The organism is Micromonospora siamensis (assembly GCF_900090305.1).
GTDB lineage: Bacteria > Actinomycetota > Actinomycetes > Mycobacteriales > Micromonosporaceae > Micromonospora > Micromonospora siamensis.
Genome location: NZ_LT607751.1, coordinates 3,363,717 through 3,379,075, shown reverse-complemented (window position 1 = coordinate 3,379,075; position 15,359 = coordinate 3,363,717). Strand labels below are relative to the sequence as shown.

Genomic DNA, 15,359 nt, shown 5'->3' with positions numbered 1-15,359 from the left:
TCGCTCATCCCCAGGCGGCGATCGTGGAGGTGGTCGGGCACGAGATGGTGGGCTTCCGGCACACCGTGCGCGCCGTCGACGAGAGGCGGTAGGACGGCCCGGTCAGGCCGGGGCGCGCGCCACGAGGGCGCGGCAACTCCTCCCACTTGAACATATATCGCACCCCGGGTCTTGCCGCAAGACCCGGGTCCGGGCGCAGAATCGTCCGCCGGACCGGGAAACGGGCGGGGTGAACGGGGGGACGACGTACGCACGCGGGGGCCCGACCACCGCGGGCGCAGCGTCGTTGAACCGCTGACGGCATCGGAGGCACGGGGATGAACCAGCGGTACGTGTGCGGGCTGCACGAGGTCGACGAGACGCAGCTGACGCTGGTCGGCGGCAAGGGCGCGCACCTGGGGGCGCTGTCGCGGATCGACGGTCTCCCGGTGCCGCCCGGTTTCTGCGTGACGACGCACGCCTTCGGGCGGATGCTGGCCGGCGTTCCGTCGGTCGAGGAGCGGCTCGACCAGCTGTCCCGCCTCGACCCGGACGACCGGAGGGCGGCCCGCACGCTCGCGGCGGAGATCCGGCGGGACGTCGAGGAGAGCGCCCTCCCCGAGGACCTGGCGGCGGCGGTCACCCGGGCGCTGGGCGAGCTGGGCGAGCACGACGCGTACGCCGTGCGGTCCAGCGCGACGGCGGAGGACCTGCCCACGGCCTCCTTCGCCGGCCAGCAGGACACCTACCTCAACGTCGTCGGGACGGCGGCTGTCCTGCGGGACGTCCGTCGCTGCTGGGCCTCGCTCTTCACCGAACGCGCGGTGGCCTACCGGCAGCGCAACGGCATCGACCACCGGGCGGTGCGGATGGCCGTGGTCGTGCAGAAGATGCTCTTCCCGCGGGTGGCGGGCGTCCTGTTCACCGCCGACCCGGTCACCTCGGACCGGAAGGTCGCCTCGGTGGAGGCCGGCTTCGGCCTCGGCGAGGCGCTGGTCGCGGGCCTGGTCGACCCGGACATCTACCGGGTACGCGACGGCCGGATCGTCGAGCGTTCGATCGCCGCCAAGCGGCTCGCCGTGCGCCCCCGAACCGGCGGCGGCACCACGCGGGCGGCGATCGAGCCGCGGCAGCAGCGGGAACCGGCGCTGACCGACGAGCAGGTGCTGCGGCTGGTGCGGCTCGGCCGGCGGATCGAGGCCCACTTCGGCCGCCCACAGGACATCGAGTGGTGCCTGGTCGACGACGAGTTCCACGTGGTGCAGAGCCGGCCGGTCACCACGCTCTTCCCGGTCCCCGAGGCCGGCGACGGGGCGAACCACGTGTACGTCTCCGTGGGACACCAGCAGATGATGACCGACGCGATGAAGCCCCTGGGCTGGTCGATGTGGCAGCTGACCGCGATCGCGCCGATGCACGCCGCCGGTGGACGGCTCTTCGTCGACGTCACCGCGACCCTGGCGTCGCCGGCCCGCCGCGCCGGCCTGCTGGAACTGGTGGGCCGGGGCGACCCGCTGGTGCGGGACGCGCTGGAGACCGTCGTCGACCGCGGCGAGTTCCTGCCCGAGCTGACCGACCAGCCCACGCCCCCACCGCCGCCGGCCGGTCCGCCCGCGCCGGTCGAGGCCGATCCGGCGATCGTCGCCGAGCTGGTCGACCGCAGCGAGACGGCCCTCGCCGCCCTGCGCCGCGACATCGCGGCGACGTCCGGGCCGGCGCGGTTCGACTTCCTGCTGGCCGCCTTCGAGGAGCACAAGCGGCTGCTGCGCGATCCGCTGAGCATGCAGGTGCTCATGGCGGGGATGGACGCCTCCTGGTGGCTCAACGAGAACCTGCGGGAGTGGCTGGGCGAGAAGAACGCCGCCGACACCCTCACCCTCTCCGCGCCCGGCAACATCACCTCGGAGATGGGGCTGGCCCTGCTGGACGTCGCCGACGTCGTCCGCCCCCATCCGGCGGTGGTGGCCTTCCTGGAGAAGGCCACCGACGACGGCTTCCTGGACGAGCTGCCCACCCTGCCCGGCGGGGAGCGGGCCCGGGACGCCATCCGCGGCTGGCTCGACCGGTACGGCATGCGCTGCGTCGGCGAGATCGACATCACCAGGCCGCGGTGGAGCGAACGCCCCGGCTCGCTGCTTCCCCTGCTGTTGGACGACGTCCGGAACTTCCCGCCCGGCGAACGGGAGCGGCGCTTCGACCAGGGCCGACGGGCTGCGGCGGAGAAGGAACGGGACGTGCTGGCCCGGCTGCGGGCCCTGCCGGACGGACAGCGCAAGGCCGACGAGACCAAGCGGATGATCGACCGGGTCCGCACCTTCATCGGTTACCGGGAGTATCCGAAGTACGCCATCGTCAGCCGCTACCTGGTCTACAAGCAGGCCCTGCTGGCGGAGGTCGCCCACCTCGTCCGGGACGGCGTGCTCGCCAGCGGGGAGGACAGCTACTTCCTCACCTTCGCCGAGCTGCACGACGCCGTACGCACCGGGCGGGTGGATCGCGGGCTGATCAGCCGGCGCCGCGAGGAGTTCCGGTCGTACCAGGCGCTCACCCCGCCCCGGGTGCTCACCTCCGACGGGGAGTGCCTCAACGGGGCGTACCGGCGCGACGACGTGCCGGCCGGCGCGCTGGTCGGGCTGCCCGTCTCCACCGGAGTGGTGGAGGGCCGGGCCCGGGTCGTACCGGACATCGCCGCGGCCGACCTCCAGCCCGGCGACATCCTGGTCACCGCGTACACCGACCCGAGCTGGTCACCCCTGTTCGTCGCGGTCGCCGGGCTGGTGACGGAGGTGGGTGGCCTGATGACCCACGGCGCGGTGGTCGCCCGGGAGTACGGCCTGCCCGCCGTCGTCGGGGTGGCCGACGCGACCCGACTGATCCGGGACGGGCAGCGGATCCGGGTGCACGGCGCCGACGGCTACGTGGAGTTGCTGAGCTGACGGTCTACAACCAGCTCTCCCGGGCGTCCAGGGTGGTCCGGTCCAGGCTCTCCAGCAGGTCGAACTGCGGGCCGGTCCGGGGCAGCTCGTAGCGGAAGAAGTACCGCGCCGCCTGCCGCTTCCCGGCCAGGAAGTCCCCCTCCGGGCCGTCCGGTGAGCCCAGCGCCTCCACCGCGAGCAGCTGCTCCAGCCACATCCAGGCGACCACCACGTGCCCGACGGCCTCCAGGTAGACCGAGGCGTTGGCCAGGGCGACCTCCGGGTCCCCGCCGCCCCACAGCCGCCGGGTGACCAGGGCGATCCGGTCGACCGCCGCGCCGAGCTGCCCGGCCAGCTCAGCCGGGAGGCCGTCCGCCTTCCAGGCCCGGTTCACCGTGGCCCGGACGGTCTCCAGCAGCAGCTCCAGGCCGGCCCCGCCCTGCATGGTGACCTTGCGGCCGAGCAGGTCGAGGGCCTGGATGCCGTGGGTGCCCTCATGGATCGGGTTGAGCCGGTTGTCCCGCCAGTGCTGCTCCACGTCGTAGTCGCGGGTGTAGCCGTACCCGCCGTGCACCTGGATGGCCAGGTCGTTGGCGGCCAGGCACCACTGCGACGGCCAGCTCTTGGCGATCGGGGTGAGCAGGTCCAGCAGCAGGTGCGCGCGGCGCCGGTCCTCCTCAGTGGGCGCCGATCGTTCCTCGTCGAGCAGCCGTCCGCAGTAGAGCACCAGCGCCAGGGCCCCCTCGACGTAGCTCTTCTGCGCCAGCAGCATCCGGCGTACGTCGGGGTGGGCGATGATCGGCACCTGCGGGGCGGTCGGGTCCTTGTCGGCGACCGGACGGCCCTGCGGGCGCGTGCGGGCGTACGCCAGGGACTTCAGGTAGCCGGTGTAGCCCAGCGCGGTCGCGCCGGCACCCACTCCGATCCGTGCCTCGTTCATCATGTGGAACATCTGCGCCAGACCCTGGTGCGCCTCGCCGACCAGGTAGCCGACCGCGCCGGGCTCACCCGCCGGCCGGTGTACGCCCTCGCCGAAGTTCAGCAGCGTGTTGGTGGTGCCCCGGTAGCCCATCTTGTGGTTGAGGCCGACCAGCACCACGTCGTTGCGGGCGCCGGGCGTGCCGTCCGGGCCGAGCAGCACCTTCGGCACGATGAACAGCGAGATCCCCTTGACGCCGGGCGGACCTCCGGGGATGCGCGCCAGCACCAGGTGGACGATGTTCTCGGAGAGCTCGTGGTCCCCCGCCGAGATCCACATCTTGGTGCCGAAGAGCCGGTACGTCCCGTCGTCGCGCGGCTCGGCCCGGGTGGTGACGTCGGCCAGCGAGCTGCCGGCCTGCGGCTCGGACAGGCACATGGTGCCGAAGAACCGACCCTCGAGCATCGGGCGCACCCAGGTGTCGATCTGCTCGTCGCTGCCGTGGGCGAGCAGCAGGTTGGCGTTGCCCAGGGTCAGGAAGGGGTACGCCGAGGTGCCCACGTTGGCGGCCTGGAACCAGGCGAAGCAGGCCGCGGAGACCACCTGCGGCAGCTGCATCCCGCCGACCCGCTGGTCCATCGCGGCGGCGAGCAGGCCGGTGTCGGCGAAGGCGTCCAGGGCGGCCCGCACCTCGGGGATGGTGTGCACCCGGCGACCGTCGAAGGTCGGCTCGGCGAGGTCCGCGGCCCGGTTGTGCGGGGCGAAGTGCGCGGTGGCGACCCGCTCGGCCAGGTCCAGGGCGTCGTCGAAGGTCTCCCGGGAGTGCTCGGCATAGCGGGGCCGCTCGGTGAGGCGGGTGACGTCGAGCCAGTCGTGCAGCAGGAAGCGCAGGTCACGGCGGGACAGCAGGGTGGACGACACGGGTCTCCTCTCCAACACCCGCCCGGGCGGCGGGGACGGGACGGCCTCCCGACCGTACGCCTCAACCTTGGCGCAGGCCCGCGACGCCCTCGCGCAGGTCGTGCTGGCTGATCGGGCCGACCGGTCCACCGCCGGTCGCCTCGGCCATCGCCTTGGCCAGCTGCACCCGGCGCAGGATCTCCCGGATGTCGGCGCCGGTGAGGCCCGGGGTGAGGGCGGCCAGCTCGGCCGGGTCGACGTCGTCGCCGAACATCCGGAACCCGGCGCGCTCGTGCCGGACGATCAGCTCGCGGATCATCTTGGCGATGATGGCCGCCCGGCCGCCCTCGTCGGGCAGCGGGATGGCCACCTTGATGTCGAAGCGTCCGGAGCGGGTCAGCGAGGCGTCCACCCGGTGCGGGAAGTTGGTGGTGGCCACCACGATGACGTTCGGGTTCTCCTCGATGAGGGTGTTCATCTCCTGCTTGAAGATCCCGGCGACCGCGTTGACGGCCTGACTCGCGGCGTCCCCACCGGCGCCGGCGTAGCTGATGATGCTGTCGAACTCGTCGAAGAGCATCACCGTCGGCTCCCGGTAGTGGCGGGCGTCGCGGAAGATCTGCTTGATGTTGCGTTCCGAGCCGCCGAGATACTTGTCGAGGATCTCCGGGGTGCGGATCTCGACGAACTCGGCGCCGATCTCGTTGGCCAGCGCCCGGGCCAGCATGGTCTTGCCGGTGCCGGGCGGGCCGTACATCAGGATGCCCTGCGGCCGGCGGGCGCCCCAGCGAGCCATCACCGCCGGGTGGCGGAACGAGACCGCGATCTCCCGGAACCGGGCGACCACCTCGTCCAGGCCACCCACCATGTCCAGGGTCACCGTCTCGCTGCGCGGCGCGTTCGCCGACACCGTCGGCGCCACCGCCCGGCCCAGCACGTAGCTCCGCCCGCGCAGCACCCGCGGCTGCGGGTCGTCGCCGGCCAGCTCGCGTACCGTCTGCAGGACCAGCCCGACGGCGGCCCGCAGGTGGGCGGGGGTGACCTGGTCGCTGGCGACGGCCGCCCGGACGGTGGCGGTACGCGCGCCGTTCGGGCCCTCCTGCTGGTCGACCTCCGGTCGCAGGCCCAGCTCCTCCGCGGTACGCAGCACCTCCGCGCCAGCCGGGTCGGGCCCGCGCTCGGCGACCGCGGTGGCCGCCGGGACGACCAGGCCGAGCCGCCGGGTGGCCTCGGCGGCCATCCGGCCGGCGCCGGCCACCACCCGCCCGGCCGCCGGGTCGGCGGCGGCGAGTCGGCGGGCGAGCAGCACCCCGACCGGTCCGACGGCGCCCAGGGCGAGCAGCCCGCCGGCGAGGCTGTTGGCGGCGCGGACCTCCGCGTCGAAGCGGTGGACCGGGGAGCCGGCCGTCTCGTCGACCCGGACCGTGAGCCGGACCTCGCGCACCGGCGCCGGGAAGAAGCAGCCGGCGAAGAGCTCCACCGGGTGCGACCCCGCCTCGGCGAGCAGGGCGACGGGATCCAGGATCGTCACCTCGGCGCCGAACAGCTCGAAGCGTTCGGCGTCGGGTCGAAGGTCGTGTCCCTGCTGCGTCATGCCAACCAGCTCCTCGCGTCACGGTGGTGACCCGGGGCAAGTCTGACACCCGCCCCCGACACCTGCCACCGCCAGCCGGAAGGACAGCCCGACCGGGAGCGGCGCCAGGTGGCGGACGGCGGTCGACACGGTGACAGTCACCGACGGTGATGGCGCGGGGAGCGAAACCTCCGACGAGCGTGATACCTCAGAGGAATAGTGATACCTGTCAGGTATCACGCTCGAGAATGTCCTTTCGGCTGCCGACGGGCCCATGCCGGCCCGGGTCAGGCGTGGGTCCGGGTCAGGCGTGGGTCCGGGTCAGGCGCCGGTCCCGGCCAGCGCCGGCACCCGGGACTGCGCCGGGCCGCCATCGACCGGCCGGTCCTGCGCCGGGCGGGCGTCGCGCCGGTTCGGCAGCGAGAGCCGGATGACCTTCCACCAGGCGGAGGCGACCTGCTTGGGCAGCGGGCCGGTGGTGTACGTCAGGCCGTACCGGTCGAACAGGTCGCGGACCTTGGGGGCGATCTCCTGGTAACGCTTGCTGGGCAGGTCGGGGAAGAGGTGGTGCTCGATCTGGAAGGAGAGGTTGCCGGTCATGATGTGCATCAGCCGGCTGCCGCTGATGTTGGCCGAGCCGAGCATCTGCCGCAGGTACCACTCCCCCTTGGTCTCCCCCTCGATGGACTTCTTCTCGAAGGTCTCGACACCGTTGGGGAAGTGCCCGCACATGATCACCGAGTGGCTCCACACGTTGCGGATCAGGTTCGCGGTGAAGGTGGCGGCGAGGGTGCTCAGGAACGACGGACCCGAGAGCAGCGGGTGCACGACGTAGTCCTTGAGGACCTGCTTGCGGATCTTGCGGCCGACGGCGCGGGCGCGGGCCCGGAACTCGGGCGACCTGTGCCGGCCCTTCTGGAGGTTGCGGCCCAGCTCCAGGTCGTACGCGGCGATGCCGTACTCGAAGAAGCAGGCGTTGAGGAAGTTCCACAGTGGCTGACCGAGGTGCATCGGGTGCCACTTCTGGTCCTCGTCGACCCGCATGATGCCGTACCCGAGGTCGTTGTCCTTGCCGAGCACGTTGGTGTACGTGTGGTGCAGCTGATTGTGCGAGTGCTTCCACTGGTCGGCCGGGGAGACGTGGTCCCACTCCCAGGTGGTGGAGTGGATCTTCGGGTCGCGCATGAAGTCGTACTGGCCGTGCAGGATGTTGTGGCCGATCTCCATGTTCTCCAGGATCTTGGCCACCGACAGGCCGGCGGTGCCGACCAGCCAGGCCGGCGGGAACAGCGAGAAGAGCAGCACCGCGCGGCTGCTGATCTCCAGCGTCCGCTGCGTCTTGATCACCTTGCGGATGTACGCCGCGTCGCTCTCACCCCGGCTCGCGATGACCTCGTCGCGGATGGCGTCGAGTTCCTTGCCGAGCGACTCGATGTCCTCGGCGGTCAGGTGCGCGATCGGGTTGTCGGCCTTCTTCTGGATCACGGTCACGTCCGGTTCCTCCGTCAGAGTTCGATGTCGCAGGGGCCGGCCGCCGCCGACACGCAGGTCTGGATGAGGACGCCGTCGCCGGGTTCGGCGGTGGTCAGGTCCCCGTTGCGCAGGTCCCGCACGGAGCCTTCGCGCAGCGGGACCACGCAGCCGAAGCAGATGCCCATCCGGCAGCCCGACGGCATCAGGACCCCGGCCTGCTCACCGGCTTCGAGGATGGGGGTGGCGCCGTCGGCCGTCACGGTCACCGTCGAACGGGCGAAGGTCACCGTGCCCCCCTCGCCGACGGCGACGACCGAGCGGCGGAACCGCTCGACGTGCAGCCGGTCGGCGACGTCCCGGGTGGTCCAGCGCTCCCCCAGCGCGTCGAGCAGCCCGACCGGGCCGCAGGCCCAGGTCTGCCGGTCGAGGTGGTCGGGGACCAGCTCGGCCAGCTCGTCGACGCCGAGCAGGCCGTGGACGTCGGTGTGCCGCTCCACGAGCCGGATCTCGCCCCGGTCGGCGAGGTCGCGCAGCTCCGCGCCGAAGATGACGTCCTCGGGCCGGGGCGCGGAGTGCACCAGCACGACGTCCGCTCCGCGGTGCGCCCCGGAGCGCAGCATCCCCATCACCGGGGTGACGCCGCTGCCGGCGGTGACGAAGAGCAGTCGCTCCGGCGTGGCCGGGGGCAGCACGAAGTCGCCCTGCGCCTGGTCGAGGTGGATCAGCGTGCCGGGCCGGACCCGGCGGACCAGGTGGTTGCTGACCTTGCCGTCCGGGATGGCCTTGACGGTCACGGTGATGCAGCCGTCGGGCCGGTCGGTCGGCGAGGTCACCGAGTACGCCCGCCACTGGCGGACCCCGTCGACGTCCACGCCGAGCCGGACGTACTGGCCGGGGGTGTGCCCGCGCCAGCCGCGGCCGGGGCGGATGACCAGGGTCGCCGCGTCCGGGGTCTCCGGCTCGACGGCGACGATCCGGCCGCGCAGGTCGGCGCCGGAGCGCAGCGGTGCCACCAGGTCGAGGTAGTCCTGCGGCAGCAGCGGGGTGGTCACCATCTCGGCGAGGCGCAGCATCCTGTCCCGGAGGGTCACCTTCTCGGGAGGACGCGGGACAGTTGTGGTCATACGACCAGCGTGACCGGCCGAATCGCATAACATCTTGACCGGCAAAGGTGAATTACTCGCAGGTTTTTGTTCGGAGAGTACAAAAGATGTCCGACGAGTCGACCACGACGCGGCGCGCCGCCCACCTCGAACTCGACGAGTGGGTGGCCGGCCGACTGCGCGACCGGCTGCCGATGGTCGCCGAGCGGACGGTCAGCGCGATCACCGCCGAGGTGCCCAGCTATTCGGGTGCCCTCACCGGCTCGATGCGGGAGAAGATCCAGAACGCGGTGCGCATCGCTCTGGGCACGTTCCTCCAGCTCATCGAGGGTACCCAGTCGTCGGCCGACCCGAGCACCCCGCTCACCCCCGCCCTGGAGGCGGCGTACGCGCTGGGCAGCGGGGAGGCCCGCTCCGGGCGGAGCATGGACGCGCTGCTGGCCGCGTACCGGGTGGGTGCCCGGGTGGCCTGGCGGGAGGTCTCCACCACCACCGTGCGCAGCGGCCTGTCCGCCGAGACGGTGGCCGAGTTCGCCGAGCTGATGTTCGCCTACATCGACGAGCTCTCCGCGGCCAGCGTCGCCGGGCACGCCGACGAACTGGCCAGCGCAGGCCGGGTCCGGCGGCGCTACCTGGAACGGCTCACCCAGCAACTGCTGGCCGGCGAGGTCGAGGAGACCCTGCGGCGCAGCGCCGAGCGGGCCGACTGGCCGGCGCCGCAGACCCTCACCGTGGTGCTGCTGCCCCGCAGCAACGTCCGGTCGGTGCTGGCCCTGCTCAGCCCGCACACCCTGGAGAGCGAGGAGGACCGGCCCGGGGTCGACCTGGCCGAGGAGATGGCGGTGCTGCTGGTGCCGGACATGCACGGGGCCCGGCGCCGGCAGCTCGCCCGGGTGCTGCACGGGCACCGGGCGGTGCTCGGCCCGGTGCGGCCCTGGACCCGGGTCGCCCACTCCTACCGGCGGGCCGCCCGGGCACTGGCCCTCGGGCTGGGCCCGGTGGACGGCGGCCCGGTGCTCGACACCGAGCAGCACCTGGCCGAACTGGTGCTCAGCATGGATCCGGAAGGGCTGGCCGACCTGCGCGCCCAGGTGCTGGAGCCGCTGGCCGGGCTGCCCCCGGCCACCGCGGCGCGGCTGGCCGAGACGCTGCGCTCCTGGCTGCTGCACCAGGGCAGGCGCGACGACGTCGCCGCCGACCTGTTCGTGCACCCGCAGACCGTGCGCTACCGGATGGGCAAGCTGCGGGAGCTGTACGGTGACCGGCTGCACGACCCGTCCGTCGTGCTGGACCTGACCCTCGCGCTGGCCATGCCACCGCCCGCCGAGCCGGGCGACTGAGCCGCGCGGCCGACCCGGGCGGTCGCAGCACGGCGGCTGGCCTCGGCGGTGGAGCCGGGCCGCGGCGGACCCGGGCCCGGTCGCCGGGGCCCGCGGACCAGGGCCGTCCGGCCCTGGTCGGCTGCCGGCCGCGTCACCCAGGGTGAAGGGGGACGCGCATCGAGGAGGCCACCATGACGCAGCCGTCGACCTGGACCGACCAGCCGCCGCTGGTACGGGTGCTGGAGGCCGCCGCCCGCCAGTCCCTGTACGCCCCGTCGGTGTTCAACACCCAGCCGTGGCGATGGCGGGTCACCGCCGGTTCGCTGGAGCTGCGTGCCGACCCGGGGCGCCAGCTCACCGTCACCGACCCGGACGGCCGGCTGCTCACCCTCAGCTGCGGCGCCGCACTGCACCACGCCCGGGTCTCGCTGGCCGCCGCCGGCTGGACGGTCTGCGTGGAGCGCTTCCCGGATCGCTCGGACCCGGCGCTGCTGGCCCGGCTCACGCCGGCCGGCCCGGTGCCGCTGGACCTGGCCGCCGCGCGGCTGGTCGAGGCGATCCCCCGCCGGCGCACCGACCGCCGGGCGTACGGCGACCGCCCGGTGTCCCGGGAACTGCTGGCCCGGCTGCGGGCGACGGTGGAGGACGAGGGCGCCTTCCTGCACGTGGTGCGGCTGGACCAGATGCCGATGCTGGCCGTCTCCACCGCCCGGGCGGCCGCCGCCGAGCTGGCCGACCCGGGTTACCGGGGTGAGCTGCACGAGTGGACGCACCGGCCGGACGGCAGCGGGGACGGGGTGCCGACGGCCACGGCGGTCCGCCCGGCGCCGCGTCGGGTGCCGGTCCGGGACCACGCACCGGGCGAGGCGGCCGGGCTGAGCCCGGGCGCCGACTTCGACCGCGGGGCCGCGTACGTGCTGCTCTTCGGGGACCGGGACGACGCGGTGGGTTGGCTGCGCGGCGGCGAGGCGCTCTCCGCGCTGCTGCTCTCGGCCACCGCCGAGGGCCTGTCGACCGCCCCGATCAGCGACGCCATCGAGCTGGCCTGGCCGCGCCGGGTGATGCGCGACCTGCTGGCCGGGGTGGGCGAGCCGTACCTGGTGGTGCGGCTGGGTTACGGCCAGCCGGCGGCCGACCTGCCGGCCGTGCCGCGCCGGTCGGGGGCCGAGGTCATCGAGTTCGGTGACGGTCCCACGACGACGCCATGACAGTCGCGTGACAAGTCGCCGGGAACGGGTGCGAACCGTTTTGGCGGCTTCCGGCCGGGGGCATCAGCTCGTCGACCTCAACTCCTCGGAAGGACGATCTCGTGGAAATCACCGGCATCTTCACCGCCATCATCATCGGTCTGATCATCGGCGCGCTGGGCCGGCTGGTGGTGCCGGGCAAGCAGAACATCCCGATCTGGCTCACCCTGCTGATCGGTGTGGTCGCCGCGATCCTCGGCACGTTGGTCGCCGCCGCGTTCGGCGTGGCCGAAACCGCGGGCATCGACTGGATCGAGCTGCTCCTGCAGGTGCTCTTCGCCGCCGCCGGCGTGTGGCTGGCCGCCGGGGCGTACGGCCGCCGTCGCCACTGACCCCGACTCGTGACCGGCCCGCCGCACACCGCGGCGGGCCGGTTCCGTGTCTCAGCCGTTGCGCCAGCCGTGCCGGGGCTCGTAGCCCAGTACCCGGCGGGCCTTGTCGATGCTGAGCAGCGTGCCGGTGCCGGTGACGGCCCGGCGGACCGGCACGTCGGGGAAGTACTCGGCGACCAGCTCCCCGCTCGGCCGGCTCATCACCGTGTCGGCGTTGGCGATGACGAAGACGTCCATCCCGGTGGCCTGGTGCTCCAGGGCGCGGCGCACGGCCTGGGCGCCGTCGCGGGCGTCGATGTAACCCCACATGTTCCAGGCGCGCAGCCGCGGGTCCGCGTCGTAGCCGGGGAAGTCGGCGTAGTCGGCCGGCTCCATCACGTTGGAGAAGCGCAGCCCGATCGCCTTGAGCCGCGGCTCCCAGCGGCAGAACTGGGCCACCATCTGCTCCTCCAGGTGCTTGGCCAGGGCGTAGGAGGTCTCCGGCCGGGCCGGGTACTCCTCGTCGACCGGCACGTACGGCGGCGGGCTCTCGTCGAAGGGCAGGCCGAGCAGCGTCTCGCTGGACGCCCAGACCACGTTGTGGATGCCGGCGGCGCGGGCGGCGGCGAAGACGTGGTGGGTGGCGGTGATGTTGTGGGTGAAGGTGGCGGCGTTGCCGGTCACCCCGGGCCCCGGGACGGCCGCCAGGTGCACCACGGCGTCCACGTGGTCGTACCGGCTGTCGATGCCGGTCAACGCCTCCAGCACCTGGCCGTAGTCACCCAGGTCGATCCGGGTGAACGGGCAGCGGGGCTGCGCCGGCGGCGCGAGATCGAGGTTCACCACCTCGTAGCCGTGGTCGAGCAGTTCGTCGACGACGGCACGGCCGAGCTTGCCACTGCCACCGGTGACCGCGACGCGGGTCATGGACACACACCTCCGTAGGACGGTTGCCCCCATTCCTACCCGGTGGGCCGCTCAGTCACCGGAGGCGGTGGCGGGCGATCCACGCCGCGTTCAGCGCGTCGGCCTGCCGCCGGTGCGCGGGGCGGCGCAGACGAGGTACGCGTCGACGTCGACACCCATCGGGCCACCGCAGACGTTTGCCGTCCACTGGCGACGGGAATCTCCCGCGCCATGACGGGGGTCGATGCTGCGGGCGGGGTGCGGTTCGAACGGTCGCGGGCGCGGATGCTGGCGTGGCTGGCCGGGACCCTGGTCGCGGTCACGGCTGCCGCCGGGGCGGTCAACGCGCTGGTCTTCGACGAGCCGTGGTGGGACCTCTGGACGGTGCTGCCCGTCTTCCTGCTCGGCACCGTCGGGTCGTACGTCCGGATCGGCCGGCAGAAGGGCCTGCCGCTGCTGGTGACCCCGCAGGAGCTGGTGCTCACCCGGCCCGACGGCAGCCCGCTGGTGATCGAGCGCGCGGCGCTCGCGGTGACCGAGGTGCGCCGCCGGCACCTGGTGCTGGTGGTGGCCGACCCGCAGCGCACCCGGCCGGTGCTGTCGGCGTACGAGTGGGGCGAGCTGGGCTTCTGGAACCAGTCCCGCAGGCCGCGGCCGCACGAGATCCAGCTCCCCCTGTTCGGGATCCGGCCCGGGGTGGACCGGCTGCGGGCGGCGCTGGGCCAGGTGCCATCCCGGGATCAGGTGGACCGGGCGACCGACGCGCGGTAGTCGCGCGGGGAACGGCCGGTGCTGCGCTTGAAGGCCACGCTGAGCGCGCTCTCCGATCCGTACCCGACGGCCCGCGCGATGCCGGCCAAGGTGCCGTCGCCGCGCCGGATCCGGTCGGCGGCGAGTTCGATCCGCCAGCCGGTGAGGTAGTCGAGCGGCCCCCGGCCGACGACCTGCTTGAACCGGGCGGCCAGGGTGGAGCGGGACACCGCGGCCACCCGGGCCAGCTCGGCGACGGTCCACGGGTGCGCCGGCGCGGCGTGCATGGCCCGCAGGGCGGGGGCGACCACGGGGTCGGCCAGGCCGGCCAGCCAGCCGGACGTCCCACTCCGGGCGAGGTGCAGGCGCAGGATCCGGATCAGCATCACCATGGCCAGGTGCTCGGCGACCAGGCCGGCGGCCGGCGCCGACGTCCGCAGCTCGGCGTCGATCTCCGCGACGGCCCAGCGCAGGGTGGCGGCCGCCGGGGTGGCCGCGGGCACGTGGATGACCGGGGGCAAAGCGTCCAGCAGCAGGTCGCGGCCCCGCTCGGTGAAGGAGAACGCACCGCCGACGAGGAACAGGTCGGTGCCGGCGCCGGCCCGGGCCACCCCGTCGACGGCCGCCCGGAACAGCGGCTCGGCAGGTTCGGGCGCCGTGTCGAGATCGCTGGCCAACGTGAAGCCCAGCGGCCGGGTGAGCAGGTAGCAGTCCCCCTCGGCCAGGGTGATCGGCTCGGGGACCCCGTCGACCCGCAGCAGGCAGCCCCCGCGCCGCACGGCGTTGAACTTCACGCCCGCCGGTGGCGCGAACCGGACCGCCCACCGGCCGCCGGCTGCCAGGGCGGCGGAGATCCGGCTGGTGGCACCGACCATGGCCAGCACGTCCGCCAGGGGATCCACCCGACCTCCTCTGGACGATCGCTGAAGAGTGCTGGACGTCATCGTACGAGAAGTCCAGGCTGGCGACCCTAGCGTGGACGGCATGACAACCACCTCTCGCCTACGCACCCCGTTCACCACCCGCACCACGGCCACCGAGATCCTGACCGGCGTCGACCTCACCGGCCGTCGGATGATCGTCACCGGCGGCGCGTCCGGAATCGGCGCGGAGACCGTCCGGGCCCTCGCCGGGGCGGGGGCGGAGGTATCCGTGGCGACCCGCAGGCCGGGGGCGGCCGAGGAGCTGGTCGCCGAGTTCGCCGGCCGTGTCCGGGCGGGCGCCCTGGACCTGGCCGACCCGGACAGCGTCGACGCCTTCGTCGCCGGGTGGGACGGGCCGCTGGACGCGCTGGTCACCAACGCGGGGATCATGGCGCTGCCCGCCAGGCAGCTCACGGCGCAGGGCTGGGAGATGCAGCTCGCCACCAACCATCTGGGCCACTTCGCGCTCGCCCGGGGCCTGCACGACCGGCTGCGCGCCGCCGGCTCGGCCCGGGTGGTGCTGGTCAGCTCGGGTGCACACCTGGGGCAGCCCTTCGACTTCGACGACCCGCACTTCGCCCGCCAGCCGTACGACCCGTGGGCCGCGTACGGGCGGTCGAAGACCGCGAACGTGCTGATGGCCGTGGGCATCGCCCGGCGGTGGGCCGCCGACGGCATCACCGCCAACGCCCTGAACCCGGGGTACGTCATGACCAACCTCCAGCGGCACCTGGACGACGGGACCCTGCGCGCGTTCGGCGTGCTGGACGACGCGGGCAACCCGATCGAGCCGCCGGACTACTTCAAGACCCCCGCCCAGGGCGCGGCCACCTCCGTACTGCTGGCGGCGTCGCCGCTGGCCGCCGGGGTCACCGGCCGGTACCTCCAGGACAACCAGGAGGTCGAGGTGGTGCCCGGCGGGCCGGAGGCCACCGGTGGGGTGGCGGCCCACGCGGTGGACCCGGCGACCGCGGACCGGCTCTGGGCGTACGGCGAGCGGGAGCTGGCCGCCCGCTGAGCCCCACACCGGCGCCGGTG

12 protein-coding genes are annotated in these 15,359 nt (G+C 73.5%); 6 read left to right on the top strand and 6 right to left on the bottom strand.

Annotation, left to right across the window (positions count from 1 at the left end):
* The first annotated feature begins 317 nt into the window (after window positions 1-317).
* Window positions 318-2,915: a rifamycin-inactivating phosphotransferase gene (gene rph / locus GA0074704_RS15480; protein WP_088971168.1), complete on the top strand. Its 2,598-nt coding sequence runs from the start codon at window positions 318-320 to the stop codon at window positions 2,913-2,915.
* Window positions 2,916-2,919: 4 nt separating this feature from the next.
* On the opposite strand, the gene GA0074704_RS15475 is transcribed toward rph, so the two are convergent.
* From GA0074704_RS15475 to GA0074704_RS15460, 4 genes are all read right to left on the bottom strand, one after another.
* The gene (locus GA0074704_RS15475; protein ID WP_088971167.1) at window positions 2,920-4,734 is read right to left on the bottom strand and encodes an acyl-CoA dehydrogenase; all 1,815 of its coding nucleotides are present in this window, start codon (window positions 4,732-4,734) and stop codon (window positions 2,920-2,922) included.
* Between the two features lie 61 nt (window positions 4,735-4,795).
* Window positions 4,796-6,307 (bottom strand): ATP-binding protein, encoded by a 1,512-nt coding sequence (locus tag GA0074704_RS15470; protein WP_088971166.1) that lies wholly within the window; start codon window positions 6,305-6,307, stop codon window positions 4,796-4,798.
* A 300-nt stretch (window positions 6,308-6,607) separates the two neighbouring features.
* Entirely contained in the window at window positions 6,608-7,777 is a 1,170-nt protein-coding gene (locus GA0074704_RS15465) for a fatty acid desaturase family protein (RefSeq protein ID WP_088971165.1), read from the bottom strand.
* Window positions 7,778-7,791: 14 nt separating this feature from the next.
* A complete protein-coding gene (locus GA0074704_RS15460) occupies window positions 7,792-8,883 on the bottom strand; it encodes a ferredoxin reductase (RefSeq protein WP_088971164.1) in 1,092 nt (363 codons plus the stop codon).
* An 86-nt stretch (window positions 8,884-8,969) separates the two neighbouring features.
* Here GA0074704_RS15460 and GA0074704_RS15455 point away from each other — a divergent pair, with 86 nt between their 5' ends.
* The 3 genes from GA0074704_RS15455 to GA0074704_RS15445 all read left to right on the top strand — a co-directional run bounded on the left by GA0074704_RS15455 (window position 8,970) and on the right by GA0074704_RS15445 (window position 11,763).
* Complete coding sequence (locus GA0074704_RS15455; RefSeq protein WP_088971163.1) at window positions 8,970-10,202, top strand: PucR family transcriptional regulator; 1,233 nt, start codon at window positions 8,970-8,972, stop codon at window positions 10,200-10,202.
* A 173-nt stretch (window positions 10,203-10,375) separates the two neighbouring features.
* Window positions 10,376-11,392, top strand: coding sequence for an Acg family FMN-binding oxidoreductase (locus tag GA0074704_RS15450; RefSeq protein ID WP_088971162.1), 1,017 nt, complete (start codon window positions 10,376-10,378; stop codon window positions 11,390-11,392).
* A gap of 101 nt (window positions 11,393-11,493) precedes the next feature.
* The gene (locus GA0074704_RS15445) at window positions 11,494-11,763 is read left to right on the top strand and encodes a GlsB/YeaQ/YmgE family stress response membrane protein (protein ID WP_088971161.1); all 270 of its coding nucleotides are present in this window, start codon (window positions 11,494-11,496) and stop codon (window positions 11,761-11,763) included.
* 51 nt (window positions 11,764-11,814) lie between these two features.
* On the opposite strand, the gene GA0074704_RS15440 is transcribed toward GA0074704_RS15445, so the two are convergent.
* The gene (locus tag GA0074704_RS15440; RefSeq protein WP_088971160.1) at window positions 11,815-12,669 is read right to left on the bottom strand and encodes an NAD-dependent epimerase/dehydratase family protein; all 855 of its coding nucleotides are present in this window, start codon (window positions 12,667-12,669) and stop codon (window positions 11,815-11,817) included.
* 210 nt (window positions 12,670-12,879) lie between these two features.
* On the opposite strand from GA0074704_RS15440, the gene GA0074704_RS15435 reads away from it, so the two are divergent.
* Window positions 12,880-13,419, top strand: coding sequence for a hypothetical protein (locus tag GA0074704_RS15435; RefSeq protein ID WP_157743698.1), 540 nt, complete (start codon window positions 12,880-12,882; stop codon window positions 13,417-13,419).
* On the opposite strand, the gene GA0074704_RS15430 is transcribed toward GA0074704_RS15435, so the two are convergent.
* Window positions 13,389-14,300 carry an AraC family transcriptional regulator gene (locus tag GA0074704_RS15430; protein ID WP_088971158.1) on the bottom strand — a complete coding sequence of 304 codons (912 nt, stop codon included), beginning with the start codon at window positions 14,298-14,300 and terminating at the stop codon, window positions 13,389-13,391. The genes GA0074704_RS15435 and GA0074704_RS15430 overlap by 31 nt on opposite strands.
* A gap of 82 nt (window positions 14,301-14,382) precedes the next feature.
* On the opposite strand from GA0074704_RS15430, the gene GA0074704_RS15425 reads away from it, so the two are divergent.
* Window positions 14,383-15,339 carry an SDR family NAD(P)-dependent oxidoreductase gene (locus GA0074704_RS15425; protein ID WP_088973703.1) on the top strand — a complete coding sequence of 319 codons (957 nt, stop codon included), beginning with the start codon at window positions 14,383-14,385 and terminating at the stop codon, window positions 15,337-15,339.
* Window positions 15,340-15,359 lie beyond the last annotated feature (20 nt).

Excerpts from the sequence above, each read along its gene's own strand:
- rph (WP_088971168.1), top strand. The coding sequence starts at position 318 with ATGAACCAGCGGTACGTGTGCGGGCTGCACGAGGTCGACGAGACGCAG.
- GA0074704_RS15440 (WP_088971160.1), bottom strand. The coding sequence starts at position 12,669 with ATGACCCGCGTCGCGGTCACCGGTGGCAGTGGCAAGCTCGGCCGTGCC.
- GA0074704_RS15425 (WP_088973703.1), top strand. The coding sequence starts at position 14,383 with ATGACAACCACCTCTCGCCTACGCACCCCGTTCACCACCCGCACCACG.
- GA0074704_RS15470 (WP_088971166.1), bottom strand. The coding sequence starts at position 6,307 with ATGACGCAGCAGGGACACGACCTTCGACCCGACGCCGAACGCTTCGAG.
- GA0074704_RS15435 (WP_157743698.1), top strand. The coding sequence starts at position 12,880 with ATGACGGGGGTCGATGCTGCGGGCGGGGTGCGGTTCGAACGGTCGCGG.
- GA0074704_RS15460 (WP_088971164.1), bottom strand. The coding sequence starts at position 8,883 with ATGACCACAACTGTCCCGCGTCCTCCCGAGAAGGTGACCCTCCGGGAC.
- GA0074704_RS15450 (WP_088971162.1), top strand. The coding sequence starts at position 10,376 with ATGACGCAGCCGTCGACCTGGACCGACCAGCCGCCGCTGGTACGGGTG.
- GA0074704_RS15455 (WP_088971163.1), top strand. The coding sequence starts at position 8,970 with ATGTCCGACGAGTCGACCACGACGCGGCGCGCCGCCCACCTCGAACTC.